Raw genomic sequence first — 19,298 nt, forward strand, 5'->3', positions numbered from 1 at the left:
AGCTTTCGCGCGCGAAGCACGCGCTTCGATTGCAAGACCCTGCCCGGAGCGCGTATTCTCGACCCACTTCTGGAGGGCGGGCGGTGGATATCGAGCAGAAGAGGATGGGAGACCAGGGCCTGTTGTTCCTGATCGACCCCACGCTGCGGAGCCAGGTCGAGGCGCGCATGCGGACCGTCCGGGCGCCGAGGGGCCGGACGATCTTCAGCGTCGGCGCGCATGCGACCGACGTGATGTTCGTCGTCGAGGGCGAGGTCCAGGTCCTGCTCTATTCCAACAACGGGCGCGAGGTCTCGGTGCGCGACCTGGGACCCGGCTCGATCCTCGGCGAACTGGCGGCCCTGGACGGCAAGCCGCGGTCGGCCAGCGTCGTGGCCGCCTCGGACGTGCGCCTGCGGATGATGACCCGCGAGGACTTCATGGCCTGCGTCGAGTCCTCGCCCGTGGCGGCCCTCTGGCTGGCCCGCCGGCTGGCCCTCGAGGTGCGCCGCCTGACCGAGCGGGTCTTCGAGCTGAGCGCCCTGAACGTCCAGGCGCGGCTGCACTGCGAGCTGCTGCGGATGGCGCGGGGCGATGGCGCCGTCGCGACGCGGATCCCGCGCGCCCCGACCCACGCCGAGCTGGCCAACCGGATCGGCACCCATCGCGAGGCGGTCACGCGCGAGATGCGCAGCCTGGCCCAGATGAACATCATCCGGAACCATCGCCGGTCGCTGGAATTCCTCGACATCCCCGAACTGGAACGCGCGGTCTTCCGGGCCGTCGGACAGAGCGTCGAGGCCCATCCCGCCTAGGCAGGCCGGGTTCGAGGCAAAAAAAGAGGCCGCGGAAACCGCGGCCTCTTTCTTCGGATGCAGGTCCGAAACGCTTAGCGCTTCGAGAACTGGAAGGAGCGGCGGGCCTTGGCCTTGCCGTACTTCTTACGCTCGACCACGCGGCTGTCGCGGGTCAGGAAGCCGTGCGGCTTCAGGACCGGGCGCAGGCCGGGCTCGTAGTAGGTCAGGGCCTTGGACAGGCCGTGACGGATCGCGCCGGCTTGGCCCGACAGGCCCGAGCCTTCCACGGTGACGACGACGTCGAACTGGCCCAGGCGGTCGGTGACCTCCAGGGGCTGGGCGATCATCATGCGCAGCACGGGGCGGGCGAAGTAGACTTCCTGGTCACGACCGTTGATCGTGATCGAGCCCTTGCCCGGCTTGATCCAGACGCGAGCGATCGCGTTCTTGCGCTTGCCGGTCGCGTAGGCGCGGCCCTGGGCGTCGATCTTGGGTTCGGCCGGAGCGGCAGCTTCCGGGTTGCTGGACAGGCTGGCCAGCGCGTCAAAGCCTTGAGCTTCAGACATGACTTAGGCGCTCCGGGTGTTCTTGGCGTTGCGGCCGGCGAAGTCGATGACTTCCGGGCTTTGCGCTTGGTGCGGGTGCTCACCGTTGTTGTAGATGAGCAGATGGGTCAGTTGCTTGCGCGCCAGGGGGCTTTCCTTGGGCAGCATGCGCTCGACGGCCTTTTCCAGGACGCGTTCCGGGAAGCGGCCTTCCAGCAGCTTGCGCGGGGTGGTCGACTTGACGCCGCCCGGGTGACCGGTGTGGCGGTAGTAGACCTTGTCGTCCAGCTTCTTGCCGGTGAACTTCACCTTGTCGGCGTTGATCACGACGACGAAGTCGCCGCAGTCGACGTGCGGGGTGTAGTCGGGACGGTGCTTGCCGCGAAGACGCATGGCGATGAACGTCGCCAGACGACCGACAACGGCGTCCTGGGCGTCGACCACGATCCACTTCTTCTCGACCTCGGCGGGCTTCAGGGAAGCCGTGGTCTTTTGCATGGGATTGATCCGTATTCCTTGTGCGTCGGGGGCCAAGGAAGCGGCTCCGTCTGCGTGAGGGGCGGCAGGTACAGGAGCGTTCGCGGCCTGTCAACAATGCGCGCGCAAGAAACTCCGCAAACCCTTATGGAACAAGGGATTTCGTGATGAGGTATCATAATACCGCATTGTGGCCCGTCATCCTCGACTTGTCCCGAGCCCCCTGTTTCAACCGCCGTTGAAACGCAGAACGGGGCGCCGCGAACGCAGCGCCCCGAATGGCCGTCGATGATGAAGCGGACAGAGGAGTCCTCGGGACAAGCCCGAGGATGACGGTTCCTATTGGGCGTCGAACCCGTAGGCGTGGCGCATCACCTGGTAGATGAAGCTCTCCTCGACCACGCCGTGGACCAGATAGGCCCCCGGACCGTCGGCGAACACGCCCACGTCCTCGCCCGAGTGGGCGCTGCTGGGCAGGTTGGCGGTGGCGTTCTGGTGATAGTCGACGTCGTCGGTGTCTTCCTTGGTCGGGTCGCCGCGCAGGTTCGAGCCTTCCGGACCGCCGGGACCGGTGGCGAAGCTGAGCACGGTGTAGGGCTTGCCGTCGCCGGCCAGGATCGGTTCGCCCTCGTTGCCCGCCAGCCCCAGGATCGGGGCGTTGCGGTTGGCGTAGCCCGAGATCACCAGGCCGTGGCTGTGGTCGGCGGTGACGATCACCAGGGTCTCGTCCAGGTTCACCTTCTCCAGCACCGCCTGGACCGCCTTGGAGAACTCGACCGTCTCGGTCAGGGTCCGCTTGGCGTTGTTCAGGTGGCTGCCCATGTCGATCTTGCCGCCCTCGACCAGCAGAAAGTAGCCCTTGGGGTTCTTCGACAGAAGATCGACGGCCTTGGTCGCCATGGCCGCCAGGGTCGGCACGCCCTCGCCCAGGATCGGGCGCTCGACCTCGTAGGGCAGGTGCTCGTTGGCGAACAGGCCCAGCACCGGACCGGTCTTGGCCGGGTCCAGGGCCGCCAGTTCGGCGTCGGTGGTCACATAGGCCGCGCCCGGCGTCTTCAGCCACTCGGCGGTCAGGTCGCGGCCGTCGGCGCGCTTGCCGTCCTTGGCCTCGGGCAGGAAGCGCGAGCGCCCTCCCCCGAACGCGACGTCCAGGCGGACCCCGGCCGGCGCCTCGACCAGCTGGCGGGCGATGTCCACGCAGCCGCCCGACAGGGCCTCGGCCGGCATGTCGCTGTCGCCCTCCCAGTCGCGATAGGCGGTGTGGGCGTAGGTTCCGGCCGGGGTGGCGTGGGTGATGCGGGTGGTGGTCACCGCGCCGGCCGACAGGCCGTGGGCCTTGGCCAGCTCGGCGATGGTCTCGACGCGGGTCCCCGCCTCGCTGGCGCAGCTCTCGGGCTTGGCCGCGCCCGTCAGGCCGATGATCTTGTTGCGGGTCTTCACCCCGGTGGTGATGGCGGTGATGCCCGCGGCGCTGTCGGTGACCTGGGTGTCATGGCTGTAGGTCTTGGACAGCGCGGTCCAGGGCAGCTTCTCGAACGACAGCGAATTGCTCTCGCCGTCGACGCCGCGCTGCTGGCCCTCGTAGATGCGGCCGGCGGTCACCGTCGAGATGCCCATGCCGTCGCCCAGGAACAGGATGATGTTCTTGGCCTTGCCGGTGCGCGGATTGACGGTCAGGGCCTTGGCCAGGGCGGCCTGGCCGGCCTGGTAATAGGCGTCGCCGGGCGCGGCGTTGGTGACCGGCGCGGCGGCGGCCGGCTTGGCCGGCTTGGCGGCCTTGGGCGCGGCTTGAGCCTGGGCCGAAAAGGCGATGAGGGCGGCGGCGAGGAACAGGGAGGCGCGGGTCACGGGAAGCTCCAGCAAGGACGTCGAACGTCCTGTGCTGAAGTTTCGTGACAGTTCGTTGTGCGCTCGCCCTGAAAGGGTCTAGGGCCGTCGCACGCGCCAGGCGAAGGTCGTGGCCGTGGCCAGCAGGATCGCCGCCCCGGCCTGGTGCAGCACGCCCAAGGCCAGGGGCACCGCGGCCATCAAGGTCCAGATCCCCAGCCCCGCCTGCAGGCAGACCACCCCGACCAGCACGAAGGCGGTCGTCTTGGCCTCTTGCGGCAGGCGGCGCGACCGGCTCGCGGCCACGCCGACGACGACCGCCGCCGCGAACAGGGCGTAGGCCATCAGCCGGTGGTGCAGCTGCACCGCCCCCTGGCTGTGGGCGATCGTGCCCCACAGGCCGTGGCCGGCGTATTCGGCCGGCACCAGGGCGCCGTTCATCAGCGGCCAGTCGTTATAGACCAGCCCCGCGTCGTTGCCGGCCACCAGGGCGCCCAGCAGGCTCTGGAAGAACACCGCGCCCAGGAAGGCCAGGGCCCAGCCACGCCAGTCGGTGCGCTCCTCGATACGCGGCGAGCCCGACCAGGCGTCCAGGGCCGTCCACACAAGGGCGACGAACAGGATCAGGGCCAGGCCCAGGTGCATGGCCAGGCGCTCGGGGGCCACCGACACGCGCTCCGACAGGCCGCTGGACACCATCCACCAGCCGACCAGGCCCTGCAGCCCGCCCAGGCCGAACAGTACCGCGCAGCGCCAGATCAGGCGGCGCGGGATCATCCGGCGCACCAGGAAGACCACGAACGGGATGGCGAACGCCGCCCCGACCAGACGACCCAGCAGCCGGTGCGCCCACTCCCACCAGAAGATGCCCTTGTAGGCCTCCAGGGTCATGCCGGCGTTGACCAGCCTGTATTGCGGGATCTTCTTGTAGAGCTCGAAATTGGCCCGCCAGGCCTCGTCCGACATCGGCGGCAGCGCGCCCATGATCGGCTTCCACTGGGTGATCGACAGGCCGGAGTCGGTCAGGCGGGTCGCGCCCCCGACCACCACCATGCAGAAGACCAGGAAGGCCACGGCGAACAGCCAGATGGCGACGGGCCTGGAACGATCGGAACGCAAGAAGGACGTCATGACAGCCGGTAAAAACGTCAGTTGGGGGCCGAAATACGGCGAAGCCTTGCCGTACGCCTGACAGCGCCCCGCGTCCATGGCCTCATGACGCGTAAGGCCTCGCGTGCGATGATGGGGCGGTTTCGGGGGTGGAGTTGGTTCATGAGCGGAGTTGGCGTCTTCGTCGCCGTGGTGATCGGCATCCTGGCCGGCTATGTCGCCGACCTGGTGCTGGCGCGTCGCCATGCGCTGTTCACCAAGCTCTTGATCGGCGTCGTCGGTTCGTTCATCGGAACGTTCATCGCCCAGCGGCTGGAGTTCCGGTTCGACGGCTTCCTCGGCAGCCTGCTGGTCTCCAGCGTGGGCGCGATCTTCTTCCTGGCCGTCCTCGGCATTGTTTCGAGCATCTTCCGGAGACCCGCTTGAGCGCTCCCCTCATCCCCGCCCGCCTGCGTAAGCTGATCGGCGGAATCGGCATCATGGTGTTCCTGGCCGCCTGGATCTGGGCCTTCACCAGCCTCTACGACTACCTGCCGAACAATCGCGCCGTGCACCTGATCTATTTCGTCGTCGCGGGCATGGGCTGGGGCCTGCCGCTGATGCCGCTGATGTCGTGGATGGGCAAGGCGGACAAGCCGATCGGGCGCTGAGGCTCACGGACTTGCCCCACCTGACCGCTTCGCGGTCTGTCCGCCCCGTAGGGGGCGGAGCCCATGGCGCGAGGCTCTTCCCCCTCTGGGGGAAGAGCCTCGCGAAGCCATCCGTAGGGGGCAAGTGTTAGCCGCACCGGACAACGAAAAAGGCCGCCCTTTCGGGCGGCCTTTCCATTCTTCCGGTCCCGATCCTCGCGAGGAGGAATGGTCGGAGCGACAGGATTCGAACCTGCGACCCCTTGACCCCCAGTCAAGTGCGCTACCAGGCTGCGCCACGCTCCGATCCGGAAGGAGCGCCCTTATAGGTGCGGCTTTCTCCGGGAGCAATGGGATTCCTGAGGGATTTTGAGCGGCGCTCGAAAGCGCCTCAGGCGCCCCGCAAAAGCCCGTCCAGCCGGGCCTTCACGGCCTGAAGGTCGTCCAGCGCCAGGACCAGCCGCCCCCTCGCCTCGTCGGCCAGCTCGACGTGCGACGGCGAATCGACGATGGCGGCGACGGCCAGGCCGTCCAGCGAGGCCGAGCCGTTGTCGCCCAGGCCCGCGGCGATCACATGGGTCAGGCCCTGCTCGCGGTGCAGCTTCTGCACGCCCTTGATGGTGTAGCCCTCGGCGTGCAGCAGGGCGCGCACGCCGCTCAGCACGGCGATGTCCTGCGGGCGGTAGAACCGCCGCCCGCCGGCCCGCTTCATCGGGCGAATGAACGAGAACTTGGTTTCCCAGAAGCGCAGGACGTGCTGTGGCACGCCCAGCTCCTCGGCGGCTTCGGAAATCGTGCGGAAGGCGTTGGGCCCCTTCGCCACCGCATCGAATCCTTCTTAGCCGCCCAAGGCGCGGTCGATTCGCGCCTTCATGACTTGCGAGGCCCGGAAACCGATCACCCGGCGGGGCTCGATCTCGGCGGGTTCCCCGGTCTTGGGATTGCGGCCCATGCGGGCCCGCTTGTCGCGCACCTGGAAGACGCCGAAACCGGAAAGCTTGACCGTCTCGCCCTGTTCCAGCGCCTCGGCGACCAGATCCAGGGTGCGTTCGACCAGGCCCGCGCAGTCCTGCCGGGTCAGACCGACTTCTTCGTGGACCGCCTCGCAGAGATCGGCCCGGGTCAATGTCGCGCCTTTCATGACGCCCCCTTACGCTTGATTGACAAACCCCAGAGCGCCCCTCGTCCGACGGGGTGGAGCCCCGTGTTTCTGCAACGCGCTCTCATCAACTCAAACCTGCATGCCGCGATTATCGCGTGGAGTCAAAGGCTGAGGGCCAAGACTTGAGACGATAGCGCAAGCTAGCGGGCGAAAACAGCCAAGCTTGGCCTTAAAGCCGGAGAACGCAGGCGCCCCAAGTCAATCCGCCGCCCATCGCCTCGAGCAGCAGCAGCTGGCCCGGCTTGATGCGGCCGTCGGCGATTCCCTGGGCGAAGGCCAGCGGGATCGAGGCGGCCGAGGTGTTGGCGTGCAGGGCGACCGTCGAGATCACCTTGTCCTCGTCGATGCCGCAGCGATGGGCCACGCCGGCCAGGATGCGCTGGTTGGCCTGGTGCGGGATGAACCAGTCCACCTCGGGCACGGTCACGCCGGCCACTTCGGCGGCGGCGAAGATCGCCTCGGAGATGTTGACCACCGCGTGCTTGAAGACCTGGTTGCCCAGCATGCGCAGCTTGCCGACCGTGCCCGTGGTCGACGGGCCGCCGTCCACATAGAGCAGCTCCTGCTTGGTGCCGTCGGCGCGCAGGGCGAAGCCCAGGACGCCCTGGTCGGCCGTGGTCCCCTGCCCTTCGCGCGGTTCCAGCACCACGGCGCCGGCCCCGTCGCCGAACAGCACGCAGGTGCCGCGGTCGGTCCAGTCCATCAGCCGGGTCATGGCCTCGGCCCCGATCACCAGGGCGCACTTGGCGTGGCCCCGGGCCACGAAGCCGTCGGCGACGCTGAGCGCGTAGACGAAGCCCGAGCACACGGCCTGGACGTCGAAGGCGATGCCGACCGGCGCGCCCAGCTTGCGCTGGACGATGGTGGCCGTGGCCGGGAAGGTCATGTCCGCCGTGGTGGTGGCCACGATGATCAGGTCGACGTCGGCTGCGGTCTTGCCGGCCCGTTCCAGCGCCTGCTGGGCGGCGCGGAAGGCCAGGTCCGAGACCGGCTGGTCGTCGGCCACCATGTGGCGCTGGCGGATGCCCGTGCGCTCGACGATCCAGGCGTTGCTGGTGTCGACGGTCTCGGCCAACTGGTCGTTGGTGACGATGTTGTCCGGCAGATAGGCCCCGACGCCGGTGACGGCGCTACGAATTACGCTCACTCGGAAGCTCCCTGGCCTTCGGCGCCCGACACGCCTCCGGCCGTTTCTTCTTCTGCACCGGCTTTGAGGCCGGTTTCGGTCAGACGGTTCAGGTTGCGGTCGATCTCGGCCGAGAAGTCGCTGCGGGCCAGGTCGACCGCCACGCGGATGGCCGAGGCGTAGCCCAGGGCGTCGGCCCCGCCGTGGCTCTTGACCACGATGCCGTTGAGGCCCAGCAGCGGGCCGCCGTTGACGCGACCCGGATCCAGGCGCCGGCGCATCTTCTTCAACGCGCCCGAGGCGATCACCGCCCCCAGCATGGCCAGCGGACCCGAGGTCAGGGTGGTCTTGATCTCGGCGGCGAAGAAGCGGGCCAGGCCCTCGGCGGTCTTCAGGGCCACGTTGCCGGTGAAGCCGTCGGTGACGACCACGTCGACCGTACCCTTGGCGATGTCGGTGCCCTCGACGAAGCCGCGGTAGTCGAAGTCCAGCTTGGTGTCCTTGAGGATGGCGTGCGCCTCGCGCACCTCCTCATGGCCCTTCTGGTCCTCGGAGCCGACGTTCAGCAGGCCCACGGTCGGACGCTCCGAGCCGTGCACCGCGTGGTGGAAGGCCGCGCCCATGATCGCGAACTCGATCAGCTGCTTGGCGTCGCTCTCGACGTTGGCGCCGACGTCCAGCACGGCCGAGACGCCGCGCATGGTCGGCCAGCTGGCCACGATCGCCGGGCGCTCCAGATTGGCCCCCATGCGCAGGATCAGCTTGGAGATCGCCATCAGCGCGCCGGTGTTGCCGGCCGAGACGCAGGCGGCGGCCTCGCCGGCCCGGATCGCCTCGACGGCGTTCCACAGGCTGGTGCCCTTGCCCCGGCGCATGGCCTGGGCGGGCTTCTCCTCCATGGAGATGGCCTTGTCGGTGTGGCGCACCTCGCTGACGGCGCGGGCGCCGGGGTTCTTGGCCAGCTGGGCGTTCAGCTGGACCTCGTCGCCGTGCAGCAGGAAGCGGACGTCGGGCAGGCTCTTGGCGGCGAGCGCCACGGCCGGGACGATCACGGACGGACCGTGATCCCCGCCCATGGCGTCGATCGAAATGACTACGGAATCAGGCACGAGGCGCTATCGGCTCCAGAAGCGGCGCACCGCCCGTTCAAAGGTGAGGGCCAGGCGGCCGGACGATACAGCCGCGGTAATATCACGCAAGCGGAAGGAATGGGCCATTTCAGCCCCCCTCCCCGCCGGCTTCGGGGTCGCTCTTCAGCTTTTTCAGGGCCGCGAAGGGCGAAAGGTCCACGGGCTCGGGCGGTTGCTGGAACACCGCGCCCGGCTTGCGGGGGAACGGGTCCAGCTCCAGGGCCAGGTGCTCGATGACATAGCCGGTGACGTCGATGGTCTCGTCCTCGAGCACGTCGGGCGGATCGTCGCCCTCCGGGTCCAGGCCCAGCTCGCCGCCGGTGTCCTCGTCCTGGGGCGCGTACTCGCTGTCGGCCGGCAGGACGTGGACGCTGAACCGCGACTCGACCGGCTCCTCGAACTCGTCGGCCGAGACGCCGCACACCTGGGTCACCCGGGCGCGGATCAGGCCCGAGACCTCGGCGCCGTCCATCCAGGGGCGCAGGAAGATCTGGGCGGTCAGGGATTCCACGGCGACCAGGCCGAGGGTCTTGGCGATCTCGCGACGCGCGGCCTCGTCCAGCTCGAATCGCAGATCGACGCCGCCGCGGCTCACCCGTCCCAGGGAGACGGCGCTGGGCCAGGGATCGATCACGCCTTCGGCCATTGGGCCTCTCCTTGCAGCAGGGTCTCGAGCGGCTGGGCCGCCAGGCCGTCGCGCGCGGCCACCACATAGTCCGTCAGGCCGGCCAAGTCGCCCTCGCCGCGCTCCTCGAACGCCGTGCGGGCCAGGGCCGCGCTCAGCACCGAGCGGTCGGGCAAGGCATTGGCCGCCTCGTCGAACGCCTTGATCCGCCCGTAGGCGGCGCCGACCAGCTTCTTCATCTTCTTGCCGACGGCGGTGTCGGACACGCCGATCTCGCGGAAGGCGTCGTCCAGGCCGCGCGTATAGGCGTTGAAGGTCTCCTGCGAGACCTCGGCCGCCGACTCGCCCTGGCCCTTCAGCCGCTCCAGCAGCAGGGCCACGTGCAGGGTGAACAGCTCGAACCGGCCTTCCATCGAGTCGTGGACGCCCATCCGGGCGTAGAACGCGGCCGATCGGGCCTGCGCCACCGCCGAGGCATAGAGTTTGCCCCCCGCCGCCTTGGCGGGCCTGGGTTTGAGCAGCCGGTCCAGAAACATCACTTCGCCTCGATTTCGCCGCGACACGGAACTAGTTAGCCGTTCGATCCACGCGGACCATTGAACTAAGCCCGCGCGGGCGATAGGTCAAAGTCAGCCTGTCTAGGTTCCGGAGCCTCAATGTTTCGTCCTGCCGTTCTCGCCGCCGCCGTCATCGGCCTCGCCGTCGTCGCCGGAGGCTGCACGCCGCTGACGAGCTATTCCGGGTTCCAGGCCATCGAGGCCAAGCCGACCGACATGAAGATCGGCGAGGACAGCAAGTCGACCGTGACGGAAAAGCTGGGCTCGCCCTCGGCCACGTCCACCTTCGACCAGAACGCCTGGTACTACATCTCGCAGACCACCGACCGCGTGGCCTTCTACAAGCCCCGGGTGATCAAGCGCGACGTGGTGGCGATCAAGTTCAACCCGGCCGACGAGAAGGTCGCCTCGGTCGACACCTACACGCTGAAGGACGGCAAGGTCATCGCCTACAACGGCCATGAGACCCCGACCCGCGGCCGCGAGATGACGATCCTCGAACAGCTGCTGGGCAACGTCGGTCGCGGCGGCATGCTGCCGCAGGACGACGACACCCCCGGCAACCGTCCGCAGGACCGCCGCTAGGCCTTCCCCAACGGAAGCTTCACCGTACGATGCGTTAAGCATAAGCGGCTGAAATCCCGCGACAATTTGTCAATCCGTCAACGGTTTCTAAACGACGACGGATACAATCTCCGGAAGTAAGCCTGCGGCAGCGTATCGTGGCGCTGCGACTTCCGGGGGAATGACTGTGAGCGCGCCTGATCTGCGCCCGTTGACGGTGCTCATCATCGACGACAACGAGCCGATGCGCGAGATCATCGCCACGGTCCTGAAGTCGTTGGGCATCCGCAAGATCTTCGTCGCCAGCGATGGCGTCGAGGCGCTGAAGATCGTGACCGAGCGCGAGGTCGACATCATCTTCACCGACCTGATGATGCAGCCGGTCGACGGCCTGGCCTTCATCCGCTGGGTGCGCACCTCGCCGGCCAGCAACAATCCCTACACGCCGATCATCATGGTCACCGGCCACGCCACCCGCGCCAGCCTGGACGAGGCCCGCATGGCCGGGGTGACCGAGTTCCTGGCCAAGCCCCTCACCGCCAAGGGCGTGCTGCACCGCCTGAACGAGGTGATCAACAATCCGCGCGACTTCGTGCGCACCGCCGCCTATTTCGGCCCCTGCCGGCGGCGCAAGATCGACTACGACTATCAGGGCGAGGAGCGGCGCGGCGTGGCCGAGACCGCCAAGGCCCAGGTGTTCACCGACGCCCACGGCCAGGTCGCCGACGAGCCGATCCTCGATCCGGAAGACTGCTACTGATCCGCCTCAGCGGCCCGCGAACGGCCAGACCAGGGCGATCAGCGCGGGCGCCACGAGCAGGATCAGCACGGTGAGCGGCGCGCCCAGCCGCGCGTAGTCCCCGAACCGATAGCCGCCCGGCCCCAGGACCAGGGTGTTGCACTGGTGACCGACCGGGGTGAGGAAGTCGCAGCCCGCCCCCACCGCCACGGCCATCAGGAACGGATCCGGACTCAGGCCCAGGTGCTTGGCCAGTTCCAGGCCGATCGGGGCCACGATCAGCACCGTGGCGGCGTTGTTCAGGAACGGCGTGGCCGCCATGGCCACCGCCATCATCGCCGTCAGCGTCAGCAGCGGCGGCAGGCCGTGGAACGCGCCCGACAGCCAGGCGGCAATCAGGTCGGTGCCGCCGCTGGCCTGGACCGTGTCGCTGACGGGGATCAGGGCCGCCACGAGCACAAGGACCGGGGCGTCCAGCGCCGCATAGGCCTCGCGCATCCGCAGAGCCCCGGTGGCGACCACCACGACCGCCGCCGCGAAGAAGCCGCCGGCCACGGGCAACACGCCGAACGCCACCAGCAACATGGCCACGGCCAAAATCGCGGTCGGCAGCAAGGCGTGGCGGAAGCCTCCCAGCCGCACCTCGCGCTCGGCCAACGGCAGGCAGCCCAGGGCCTGCAGGGCGTTCGGCAGCAACTGCTCGGCGCCCTGCAACACGAGGATGTCCCCAGCCTTCATCCGGACCGTCGCAAGGCGGCCGGCCATGCGATAGCCCGCCCGGCTGACGCCCAGCAGGTTGACGCCGTAGGTCTGGTTCAACGTCAGACCCCTTGCGGTCTGGCCGATCAGATCGGACTCCGCGCCGATCACCGCCTCGACCACCCGAACCTCGTCGGCCGGTTCGTCCATCACGACGGGGCGGTCGGCGTCGGTCAGCTTCAACCTGGCCTTGACGATCAGTTCGTTCAGTTCCTGCTGCTGGCCCTCGAGCAGCAGCACGTCGCCGGCCAGGAGCTTGCGGTTGGGGTGCGGCGAGGCGATGCGCTTGCGGCCGCGCAGTACGGCCACGACGGCGACCGCTTCCCCGGCGGCCTTCTGGAGGTCGGCCACCCGCGAACGCTCATAGCTCCAGCCTTCGGGGACCTCGACTTCGGTGACATAGGCGTTGGCCGCGAGGGCCGCGTCGATATCGATCGCGGCCGCCCGTCCCTTGGGCAGCAGCCGGTAGGCGAAGGCGAGGTACAGGATCGCGAGCACCGACAGGGTCCCGCCCACCGGCATGAAGTCGAACATGGCGAAAGGCTTGCCCAGCGCCTCCTGCCGGACTTCAGAGACGATGATGTTGGGCGAGGTGCCGACCAGCACCGCCAGGCCGCCCACCAGCGAACCGAACGACATCGGCATCAGCAGGCGACCGGGCGACACCCCGGTGTTGCGGGCTATGCGCAGGGCCGATGGCATCATCAGCGCCAGGGCCCCGACGTTCTTGGTCGCCATCGACAGCAGGGTGGTGACGGTCGCCAGCACGGGCGCCTGGGTGCGCTCGTCCTTCAGATGCGGCAGCAGCGGCGCCATCAGGGTGTCGACCAGGCCCGAACGCGCGATCGCGGCGCTCAACACCAAGGCGCTGGCGATGATGACGACGATGTCGTTGGAAAATCCCTCGAAGGCCGACTTGATCGGAATCAGACCGCACACCACGCCGACCGCCAGGGCTCCCAGGGCGATCAGGTCGTAGCGCCAGCGTCCCCAGATGAAGCACAGCACGGTCGCGCCGATCAGGCCGAAAGACAGTCCCTGCTGCAAGGTCACGCGCCGTCGCCCCAAACGCGGCCACAAGCTTGGCCCGGGGAGACAACGGTCCGGCCGGCGTTCCGTTCACCGGCGCAAGGCCCTCCCCCGCGACAACCCGCCACATGAACGGAAGACAACGACGGCCTCTGGGAACGTTCAGCCAGGGTGGCGCTTTATGGCCTCCATCGGACGCGTCGGGCGCCCGACAGATTATCGTCGGAGAACTACATCATGAAGCGCACTCTTCTCGCCCTGGCCGCCCTGGCCACCGTCGCCGCCGCCCCGCTGGCCGCCCAGGCCCAGCCCTGGCAGTCGATCAACCAGCGCCAGGCCAACCTGGACCACCGCATCGACGTGGGCGTCCGCAACGGCTCGCTGACCCGCTCGGAAGCCATGCGCCTGCGCGGCGAGTTCCGCTCGATCGCCCGCCTGGAAGCCAGCTATCGCCGGTCGAACGGCCTGTCGATGCGCGAGCGCGCCGACCTGGACGCCCGCTTCGACCGCCTGAGCCGCCAGATCCAGGTCGAGCGTCACGACCGTCAGGACTATCGTCGTCACGGCTAAGGCCGGCGCCGATCCCCTGAACTGAAAACGCCCCGGAGGGAAACCTCCGGGGCGTCGTCATGTCAGGCTGTTGGAACCGATCAGATCCCGTGGGCCAGGACCGCCAGCAGCAGCAGGGCCACGATGTTGGTGATCTTGATCATCGGGTTCACGGCGGGACCCGAGGTGTCCTTGTAGGGGTCGCCGACGGTGTCGCCGGTGACGGCCGCCTTGTGGGTGTCGCCGCCCTTCTTGTGCAGGACGCCGTCCTTGTCGGTGAAGCCTTCCTCGATCACCTTCTTGGCGTTGTCCCAGGCGCCGCCGCCGCTGGTCATCGAGATGGCGACGAACAGGCCGGTGACGATCACGCCCATCAGCATGGCGCCCAGCGCGGCGAACGCGTCGACCTTGCCGGCGATGGCCTGGATCACGAAGAACAGCACCACCGGCGAGACCACCGGCAGCAGCGACGGCACGATCATCTCGCGGATCGCCGCCTTGGTCAGGATGTCGACCGCTTTGCCGTACTCGGGCTTGACCTGGTAGGTCATGATGCCCGGGTTCTCGCGGAACTGACGGCGCACCTCGGCCACGACCGACTCGGCCGCCCGGCCCACGGCCGTCATCGACATGCCGCCGAACAGGAAGGGCAGCAGCCCCCCGAACAGCAGGCCGACCACGACATAGGGGTTGGACAGGTCGAAGGTCACCGGGCCCATGCCGTCGAAGAAGCCGCCCGCCTCGGCGTGGGCCGAGAAGAACTTCAGGTCTTCGGTATAGGCGGCGAACAGCACCAGGGCGCCCAGACCGGCCGAACCGATGGCGTAGCCCTTGGTCACGGCCTTGGTGGTGTTGCCCACGGCGTCCAGGGCGTCGGTGGTGACGCGGACTTCCGCCGGCAGGCCGGCCATTTCGGCGATGCCGCCGGCGTTGTCGGTGACGGGGCCGAAGGCGTCCAGGGCGACGATGAAGCCGGCCAGGGACAGCATGGTGGTGGTGGCGATGGCGATGCCGAACAGACCCGCCAGGTTATAGGTCACCAGGATGCCGATGATGATGGTCAGGGCCGGCAGGGCCGTGGATTCCAGCGACATGGCCAGCCCCTGGATCACGTTGGTGCCGTGACCCGAGACCGAGGCCTGGGCCACCGACTTCACCGGGCGGAAGTTGGTGCCGGTGTAGTACTCGGTGATGACCACGATGGCCGCCGTGACGGCCAGGCCGACCAGACCGCAGTGGAACAGGTCGCCCGCGCTGACGCTCTTGCCGGCGACCATGACGGCCTCGGGCACGAGCTGGAAGATCACCCAGCCCACGGCCGGGATCGACAGCACGCCGGTGACGATCAGGCCCTGGTAGAGGGCGCCCATGATGTTCTGCTTCTTGCCCAGGCGCACGGCGAACGAGCCGATGATCGAGGTGACGATGCAGACCGCGCAGATGGCCAGCGGCAGCAGCATCATCGAGCTCACCGCTTCGGTGCCGCGGAAGAAGATCGCCGCCAGGACCATGGTGGCGACCGTGGTCACCGCATAGGTCTCGAACAGGTCGGCGGCCATGCCGGCGCAGTCGCCGACATTGTCGCCGACGTTGTCGGCGATGGTCGCGGCGTTGCGGGGGTCGTCTTCGGGGATGCCGGCCTCGACCTTGCCCACAAGGTCGCCGCCCACGTCGGCGCCCTTGGTGAAGATGCCGCCGCCCAGACGGGCGAAGATCGAGATCAGGCTGGCGCCGAAGCCCAGCGAGACCAGCGAGTCGACCACCACGCGGTCGGTGCCCGCATGGCCCGTCTGCAGCAGCACGGCGAAGTAGCCGGCCACGCCGATCAGGGCGAAGCCCGCCACCAGCATGCCGGTCACGGCGCCGGAGGTGAAGGCCATCGACAGGCCCTTGGCCAGGCTCTCGGAGCTGGCCTGGGCGGTGCGGACGTTGGCGCGCACCGAGATCAGCATGCCCGCGAAACCGGCCGCGCCCGACAGGATCGCGCCCAGGGCGAAGCCGACCGGCTGTTCCCACGACTTGAAGAAGAAGCCCAGCAGGGCGATGACCACCACGCCGACGATGGCGATCGTCGTGTACTGGCGGTTCAGATAGGCCTGGGCCCCTTCCTGGATCGCCGCGGCGATCTCCTGCATCTTCGCATTGCCGGCCGAGGCCCGCATCAGAGACGCCGTCTGCACGGCGCCGTACAGCACCGCCAGCAGCCCGGCCCCTATGGCCACGTAAAGCCAAGAACTCATCGGTAAGTCGCCCTCTTTCGCGTTTCAAATCACGAGAGGGTTCGCCGCCCCGACAGGATCACGATCGAAGAGACCGCCCCCGGCCGCACACGGCGGGCGGGCCTATGGCCTCTTGCCCCCTCGATGCTCCCTGTGGCGCCGTCGCGACGCCAAGGGCAGGACAGTGCCAGTTGACCGGCGGGTGTCAACCGGTTGCGGGAACGGCGTTCACTTGAGCTCGCGGCCGCGCGGAGGCCGCCGGACGGCCCTTTGGCGCCCCGTGGCGGCTAGGGGACCAGGTTCGGGTCGCCGGCCGGCGCGGCGCTGGGCGCGGGTTTGGTCTGTGCCCCGGGCTTGGGCGGCGGCGGGATGAAGTTGCGCGGCGTCTGCTTGACCACCGTCACCAGGGCCACCTTGCCCGGCCCGATCAGGCCGTTGGCCTGGCGCAGGACCGAGGCCTTCAGGCGTCCCTCGTCGAGGGCGACGTAGCTGTCGGGACGGATGAACGGCTTGGCGTGGGCCTCGCGGACGATGGCGTCGCGCAGCACCGGCTCCTTCTCGTCGAAGACCGTGGTCGGCACGCCGTCCTTGAGGGTGATGGTCATCTGCACGAAGACGTAGTTGACCAGCTTGCCGTTGGCGATGATCGGCAGGGCCATGGACTGCAGCTTGATCACCGGATCGGGCGCTTCCTCGCCTTCGCCTTCCTTGCCGCCCTTCTTCTCCTTCTTGGCCGAGCGCGCGAGCGCTGGCGTCGCCAGCAGGGCCAGCGAGACGGTCAGGAAGGCGCGGCGGGAGGCGGCGATAGGGCGGGTCATGCTCCGCCTGTTAACCGAGAAGGCTTGAGGTTTTGCTACCGGCCTTAGCCGTGCAGCCAGCCCAGGCGTTCGGGCGTGATGTCCTTGCCCTTGAACAGGGCGCAGATCCCCTCGCCTTCCACGAATTCGCCGATGTCGCGCACGGGGACGCCGGCGGCCATGGCGGCGGCCTGGAAGGCGGCCACGTCGGTGGGGTCGACGGCGCAGACGATCTCGTAGTCGTCGCCGCCCGAGGCCAGCGACATCCGCGCCTCGCCGGCTTCCGGCTGGGCGCCCAGCCAGTGGCGGGCGCCGGGCGACAGCGGCAGGCGGTCGAGATCGACATTGACCCGCAGGCCGCTGGCCTTGGCCACGTGGGCCGCATCGGCCAGCAGGCCGTCGGAGACGTCGGCGGCGGCGCGGGCGTAGGCGCGCAGGGCGTCGCGGATGGCCAGGCGCGGCGGCGGCAGGCGATAGCGGCGCACCAGGCCGCCGTCGGGGTCCTCGACCTCGCCCCAGTGGGCCAGCAGGCCCAGCCAGCCGTCGCCGATCGTGCCCGAGACCATCAGGCGGTCGCCGACCCGCGCGCCCTTGCGCAGCACGGCGTCGCCGCTGGGCACCCAGCCCAGGAAGGTGGCCGAGACCACCATCGGGCCCGAGGTGGTGACCGTGTCGCCGCCCAGCAGGCTGATGTCGTAGAGGGCGCCGTCCTCGGCCAGGCCGCGTGCGAAGGTCTCGCGATCGGTCAGGGTGGTGCCCGAGGGCCAGCCCACCGCCAGGAAGTAGCCGTAGGGCACGGCGCCCTTGCCGGCCAGGTCCGACAGGTTGGTGCGCAGCAGCCGCTTGGCCACCACGTCCAGGTCCTCGCCGGCCAGGAAGTGCACGCCGGCCACCATGGCGTCCTTGGTGATCACCAGGTCGTAGCCGGGGCGCGAGGGCAGCACGGCCGCGTCGTCCAGCAGGTCCAGGGCCGCGCGGTCGCCGCGGGTCAGCGGCCGCAGCAGCCGCTCGATCAGGCCGAATTCGTCGACGGGCGGCGCGGCGGCGGGCGTCGCGGCCTCGTCGAACCATGCGTCATCGACCGCCGGCGCCTGCGCCGTCGGCTCGTCGAACCAATCGTCGTCAGCTTCTGGCGTCACGCGCGATGGCGTCCAGGGCGCCGTTGATGAAACCGGATTCCGGTCCCTCGAAGAAGGATTTGGCGATCTCGACATATTCGTCGATCACGACCTCTTTCGGCACATCGGGCCGATGCATCAGCTCGTAGGCCCCCGAGCGCAGCACCGCGCGGGCGGTGGCGTCCAGGCGCTCCAGCTTCCAGCCCGAGGCCAGGCGCTTGACGATGGCCTGGTCGACCGCGGCCTGATGGGCGACGACGCCCTTGGCCAGCTCGGCGAAGAAGGTCTCGTCGGCCTGGGCCAGGCGATCGCCGTCGGGGCCGTCGACGTCGCGGTCGAAGCGGTGCTCGGAGAACTCGCGCACGACGGCGTCGACGCCGACGCCGGAGACTTCCATCTGGTACAGGGCCTGGACGGCGGCCAGGCGGGCCACCGAGCGCGGCTGGATGCGGTCGCCGCGGCTCATCGGCCTTGCCCCAGCAGCTGACGCTTCAAGCCCACGATCTCCAGGCATTGTTGAGCGGCCTTGCCGCCGCGATCGCCTTCCGAGGCGCGCGAGCGGGTCCAGGCCTGGTCTTCCTCGTCGACATTGACCACGCCGTAGCCGATGGCCAGGCGCTTGCCGAACGACAGGTCGTTGAGGCCGCGCGCGGTCTCGTTGGCCATGATCTCGGAGTGGTAGGTCTCGCCCCGCATGATGACGCCCAGCGCCACGAAGCCGTCATAGCGCACGCCGACGGGCCGGTGACCGGCCTCCTCGGCCAGGGCGATGGCGGCGGGGATCTGCATCGCCTCGGACACGGTGATCACGTCGTAATCGGCGCCCTGGGCGTCGATCGCCGCCGCCGCGCCTTGCAGCAAGGCGTCGGAAAGCCCCGAATAACGCCGGGCCTCCACGATCAGCAGGCGAATCTTGTCTTCCACCATAGTCCTTAGAATTCTCCTCGACGGGACCGCTCACTTCGCACCAAACGGCGCCGTCGCCAAATCCAATCGTAGCCGCTCGGCGGCTTCGCCGCCGAATCCGAGTGTAGAGTGACGACTAGGCCGCCGAAAACCGAATCGTAGAATGCGCCTATAGTTCGTCTTCGGCGACGTCGCTCAGGCCTTCCTGCCCGAGAAACTTTGCGAAATCGCTAGTTTCCCGGAAATCGCGATAGACCGAGGCGTAGCGGACGTAGGCGACGTCATCGAGAGACTTCAGCGCCTTCATCACCATCTCGCCCACCGCCGACGACGGCAGCTCGGTCTCGCCCTGGCTCTCCAGCTGGCGGACGATGCCGTTGACCATCCGCTCGATCCGCTCGGAATCGACCGGACGCTTCTGCATGGCCAGCGAGATCGAGCGCACCAGCTTCTCGCGGTCGAACGGCGAGCGCCGGCCCGAGCGCTTGACGATGGTCAGCTCGCGCAGCTGCACCCGCTCGAAGGTGGTGAAGCGGCCGCCGCACTCGGGGCACAGCCGGCGACGGCGGATGGCCGCGCCGTCTTCCGACGGGCGGCTGTCCTTCACCTGGCTTTCCATGTGGCCGCAGAACGGGCAACGCATGATCTAGGCCC

General features: G+C 68.7%; 23 protein-coding genes and 1 tRNA gene. 6 read left to right on the forward strand and 18 right to left on the reverse strand.

The features are described 5' to 3' along the window. Window positions 1-104 precede the first annotated feature (104 nt). Window positions 105-794 carry a Crp/Fnr family transcriptional regulator gene (locus tag WAE60_RS00985; protein WP_051695911.1) on the forward strand — a complete coding sequence of 230 codons (690 nt, stop codon included), beginning with the start codon at window positions 105-107 and terminating at the stop codon, window positions 792-794. Between the two features lie 74 nt (window positions 795-868). Here WAE60_RS00985 and rpsI read toward each other — a convergent pair whose 3' ends face one another. The 4 genes from rpsI to WAE60_RS01005 form a co-directional block, all read right to left on the reverse strand. After that, window positions 869-1,342, reverse strand: a complete 474-nt coding sequence (rpsI, locus tag WAE60_RS00990) for a 30S ribosomal protein S9 (RefSeq protein ID WP_035018686.1) — start codon at window positions 1,340-1,342, stop codon at window positions 869-871. Between the two features lie 3 nt (window positions 1,343-1,345). Next, complete coding sequence (gene rplM, locus WAE60_RS00995; protein WP_029915178.1) at window positions 1,346-1,819, reverse strand: 50S ribosomal protein L13; 474 nt, start codon at window positions 1,817-1,819, stop codon at window positions 1,346-1,348. Between the two features lie 318 nt (window positions 1,820-2,137). After that, complete coding sequence (locus tag WAE60_RS01000) at window positions 2,138-3,646, reverse strand: alkaline phosphatase (RefSeq protein ID WP_337684449.1); 1,509 nt, start codon at window positions 3,644-3,646, stop codon at window positions 2,138-2,140. A 78-nt stretch (window positions 3,647-3,724) separates the two neighbouring features. Further along, the gene (locus WAE60_RS01005; protein ID WP_337684450.1) at window positions 3,725-4,756 is read right to left on the reverse strand and encodes a COX15/CtaA family protein; all 1,032 of its coding nucleotides are present in this window, start codon (window positions 4,754-4,756) and stop codon (window positions 3,725-3,727) included. 141 nt (window positions 4,757-4,897) lie between these two features. On the opposite strand from WAE60_RS01005, the gene WAE60_RS01010 reads away from it, so the two are divergent. Together WAE60_RS01010 and WAE60_RS01015 are read left to right on the forward strand one after the other, a co-directional pair. Continuing rightward, window positions 4,898-5,161, forward strand: a complete 264-nt coding sequence (locus WAE60_RS01010; RefSeq protein ID WP_029915183.1) for a GlsB/YeaQ/YmgE family stress response membrane protein — start codon at window positions 4,898-4,900, stop codon at window positions 5,159-5,161. Further along, on the forward strand, window positions 5,158-5,385 hold the full coding sequence (locus WAE60_RS01015; protein WP_029915185.1) for a DUF2842 domain-containing protein: 228 nt from the start codon (window positions 5,158-5,160) through the stop codon (window positions 5,383-5,385). The genes WAE60_RS01010 and WAE60_RS01015 overlap by 4 nt, the downstream gene beginning before the upstream one ends. A gap of 208 nt (window positions 5,386-5,593) precedes the next feature. On the opposite strand, the gene WAE60_RS01020 is transcribed toward WAE60_RS01015, so the two are convergent. The 7 genes from WAE60_RS01020 to WAE60_RS01050 all read right to left on the reverse strand — a co-directional run bounded on the left by WAE60_RS01020 (window position 5,594) and on the right by WAE60_RS01050 (window position 9,943). Continuing rightward, window positions 5,594-5,670: transfer RNA gene (locus tag WAE60_RS01020), tRNA-Pro, on the reverse strand. 85 nt (window positions 5,671-5,755) lie between these two features. Continuing rightward, window positions 5,756-6,187 (reverse strand): MerR family transcriptional regulator, encoded by a 432-nt coding sequence (locus tag WAE60_RS01025; RefSeq protein ID WP_029915187.1) that lies wholly within the window; start codon window positions 6,185-6,187, stop codon window positions 5,756-5,758. 15 nt (window positions 6,188-6,202) lie between these two features. Then, a complete protein-coding gene (locus WAE60_RS01030) occupies window positions 6,203-6,505 on the reverse strand; it encodes an integration host factor subunit alpha (protein ID WP_029915189.1) in 303 nt (100 codons plus the stop codon). Between the two features lie 190 nt (window positions 6,506-6,695). After that, the gene (locus WAE60_RS01035; RefSeq protein ID WP_337684456.1) at window positions 6,696-7,673 is read right to left on the reverse strand and encodes a beta-ketoacyl-ACP synthase III; all 978 of its coding nucleotides are present in this window, start codon (window positions 7,671-7,673) and stop codon (window positions 6,696-6,698) included. Continuing rightward, on the reverse strand, window positions 7,670-8,761 hold the full coding sequence (plsX, locus tag WAE60_RS01040; RefSeq protein WP_337684458.1) for a phosphate acyltransferase PlsX: 1,092 nt from the start codon (window positions 8,759-8,761) through the stop codon (window positions 7,670-7,672). The genes WAE60_RS01035 and plsX overlap by 4 nt, the downstream gene beginning before the upstream one ends. Window positions 8,762-8,870: 109 nt before the next feature. After that, on the reverse strand, window positions 8,871-9,428 hold the full coding sequence (locus WAE60_RS01045; RefSeq protein WP_029915195.1) for a DUF177 domain-containing protein: 558 nt from the start codon (window positions 9,426-9,428) through the stop codon (window positions 8,871-8,873). After that, complete coding sequence (locus WAE60_RS01050; RefSeq protein ID WP_029915197.1) at window positions 9,413-9,943, reverse strand: ubiquinol-cytochrome C chaperone family protein; 531 nt, start codon at window positions 9,941-9,943, stop codon at window positions 9,413-9,415. Before WAE60_RS01050 ends, WAE60_RS01045 begins: the two co-directional genes overlap by 16 nt. A gap of 120 nt (window positions 9,944-10,063) precedes the next feature. Between WAE60_RS01050 and WAE60_RS01055 the strand changes: the two genes are divergently transcribed. Both WAE60_RS01055 and WAE60_RS01060 read left to right on the forward strand, forming a co-directional pair. Continuing rightward, window positions 10,064-10,549, forward strand: coding sequence for an outer membrane protein assembly factor BamE (locus WAE60_RS01055; protein ID WP_029915199.1), 486 nt, complete (start codon window positions 10,064-10,066; stop codon window positions 10,547-10,549). A gap of 166 nt (window positions 10,550-10,715) precedes the next feature. Further along, complete coding sequence (locus tag WAE60_RS01060) at window positions 10,716-11,288, forward strand: response regulator (RefSeq protein WP_156035833.1); 573 nt, start codon at window positions 10,716-10,718, stop codon at window positions 11,286-11,288. 6 nt (window positions 11,289-11,294) lie between these two features. Here the strand turns inward: WAE60_RS01060 and WAE60_RS01065 are convergent, their stop codons facing one another. Then, a complete protein-coding gene (locus WAE60_RS01065; RefSeq protein WP_337684459.1) occupies window positions 11,295-13,079 on the reverse strand; it encodes an SLC13 family permease in 1,785 nt (594 codons plus the stop codon). Window positions 13,080-13,292: 213 nt separating this feature from the next. On the opposite strand from WAE60_RS01065, the gene WAE60_RS01070 reads away from it, so the two are divergent. After that, on the forward strand, window positions 13,293-13,625 hold the full coding sequence (locus tag WAE60_RS01070; RefSeq protein ID WP_029915206.1) for a hypothetical protein: 333 nt from the start codon (window positions 13,293-13,295) through the stop codon (window positions 13,623-13,625). Window positions 13,626-13,705: 80 nt separating this feature from the next. Here the strand turns inward: WAE60_RS01070 and WAE60_RS01075 are convergent, their stop codons facing one another. The 6 genes from WAE60_RS01075 to nrdR form a co-directional block, all read right to left on the reverse strand. Then, window positions 13,706-15,844 (reverse strand): sodium-translocating pyrophosphatase, encoded by a 2,139-nt coding sequence (locus WAE60_RS01075; RefSeq protein ID WP_337684462.1) that lies wholly within the window; start codon window positions 15,842-15,844, stop codon window positions 13,706-13,708. A gap of 266 nt (window positions 15,845-16,110) precedes the next feature. Beyond that, complete coding sequence (locus WAE60_RS01080) at window positions 16,111-16,641, reverse strand: hypothetical protein (RefSeq protein WP_337684464.1); 531 nt, start codon at window positions 16,639-16,641, stop codon at window positions 16,111-16,113. A 44-nt stretch (window positions 16,642-16,685) separates the two neighbouring features. After that, window positions 16,686-17,834, reverse strand: coding sequence for a thiamine-phosphate kinase (thiL, locus tag WAE60_RS01085; protein ID WP_337684465.1), 1,149 nt, complete (start codon window positions 17,832-17,834; stop codon window positions 16,686-16,688). Beyond that, window positions 17,743-18,204, reverse strand: a complete 462-nt coding sequence (gene nusB, locus WAE60_RS01090) for a transcription antitermination factor NusB (protein WP_029915214.1) — start codon at window positions 18,202-18,204, stop codon at window positions 17,743-17,745. The genes thiL and nusB overlap by 92 nt, the downstream gene beginning before the upstream one ends. After that, window positions 18,201-18,665: a 6,7-dimethyl-8-ribityllumazine synthase gene (locus tag WAE60_RS01095; protein ID WP_029915215.1), complete on the reverse strand. Its 465-nt coding sequence runs from the start codon at window positions 18,663-18,665 to the stop codon at window positions 18,201-18,203. The genes nusB and WAE60_RS01095 overlap by 4 nt, the downstream gene beginning before the upstream one ends. A 148-nt stretch (window positions 18,666-18,813) precedes the next feature. Further along, the gene (gene nrdR, locus WAE60_RS01100) at window positions 18,814-19,287 is read right to left on the reverse strand and encodes a transcriptional regulator NrdR (RefSeq protein WP_029915218.1); all 474 of its coding nucleotides are present in this window, start codon (window positions 19,285-19,287) and stop codon (window positions 18,814-18,816) included. Window positions 19,288-19,298: the final 11 nt, after the last annotated feature.

Origin of the sequence: Caulobacter sp. CCG-8, from assembly GCF_037402475.1 — a bacterium.
In the GTDB taxonomy this organism is placed as follows: Bacteria; Pseudomonadota; Alphaproteobacteria; order Caulobacterales; family Caulobacteraceae; genus Caulobacter.

Bases quoted from the DNA above. Each gene is read 5' to 3' on its own strand.
- WAE60_RS01045 (WP_029915195.1), bottom strand. From the start codon at position 9,428: ATGGCCGAAGGCGTGATCGATCCCTGGCCCAGCGCCGTCTCCCTGGGA.
- thiL (WP_337684465.1), bottom strand. From the start codon at position 17,834: ATGTCGAGATCGCCAAATCCTTCTTCGAGGGACCGGAATCCGGTTTCA.
- nusB (WP_029915214.1), bottom strand. From the start codon at position 18,204: ATGAGCCGCGGCGACCGCATCCAGCCGCGCTCGGTGGCCCGCCTGGCC.
- WAE60_RS01050 (WP_029915197.1), bottom strand. From the start codon at position 9,943: ATGTTTCTGGACCGGCTGCTCAAACCCAGGCCCGCCAAGGCGGCGGGG.
- WAE60_RS01080 (WP_337684464.1), bottom strand. From the start codon at position 16,641: ATGACCCGCCCTATCGCCGCCTCCCGCCGCGCCTTCCTGACCGTCTCG.
- WAE60_RS01005 (WP_337684450.1), bottom strand. From the start codon at position 4,756: ATGACGTCCTTCTTGCGTTCCGATCGTTCCAGGCCCGTCGCCATCTGG.
- rpsI (WP_035018686.1), bottom strand. From the start codon at position 1,342: ATGTCTGAAGCTCAAGGCTTTGACGCGCTGGCCAGCCTGTCCAGCAAC.
- WAE60_RS00985 (WP_051695911.1), top strand. From the start codon at position 105: ATGGGAGACCAGGGCCTGTTGTTCCTGATCGACCCCACGCTGCGGAGC.
- WAE60_RS01010 (WP_029915183.1), top strand. From the start codon at position 4,898: ATGAGCGGAGTTGGCGTCTTCGTCGCCGTGGTGATCGGCATCCTGGCC.
- WAE60_RS01055 (WP_029915199.1), top strand. From the start codon at position 10,064: ATGTTTCGTCCTGCCGTTCTCGCCGCCGCCGTCATCGGCCTCGCCGTC.
- nrdR (WP_029915218.1), bottom strand. From the start codon at position 19,287: ATGCGTTGCCCGTTCTGCGGCCACATGGAAAGCCAGGTGAAGGACAGC.
- WAE60_RS01095 (WP_029915215.1), bottom strand. From the start codon at position 18,665: ATGGTGGAAGACAAGATTCGCCTGCTGATCGTGGAGGCCCGGCGTTAT.
- WAE60_RS01075 (WP_337684462.1), bottom strand. From the start codon at position 15,844: ATGAGTTCTTGGCTTTACGTGGCCATAGGGGCCGGGCTGCTGGCGGTG.
- WAE60_RS01070 (WP_029915206.1), top strand. From the start codon at position 13,293: ATGAAGCGCACTCTTCTCGCCCTGGCCGCCCTGGCCACCGTCGCCGCC.
- WAE60_RS01030 (WP_029915189.1), bottom strand. From the start codon at position 6,505: ATGAAAGGCGCGACATTGACCCGGGCCGATCTCTGCGAGGCGGTCCAC.
- rplM (WP_029915178.1), bottom strand. From the start codon at position 1,819: ATGCAAAAGACCACGGCTTCCCTGAAGCCCGCCGAGGTCGAGAAGAAG.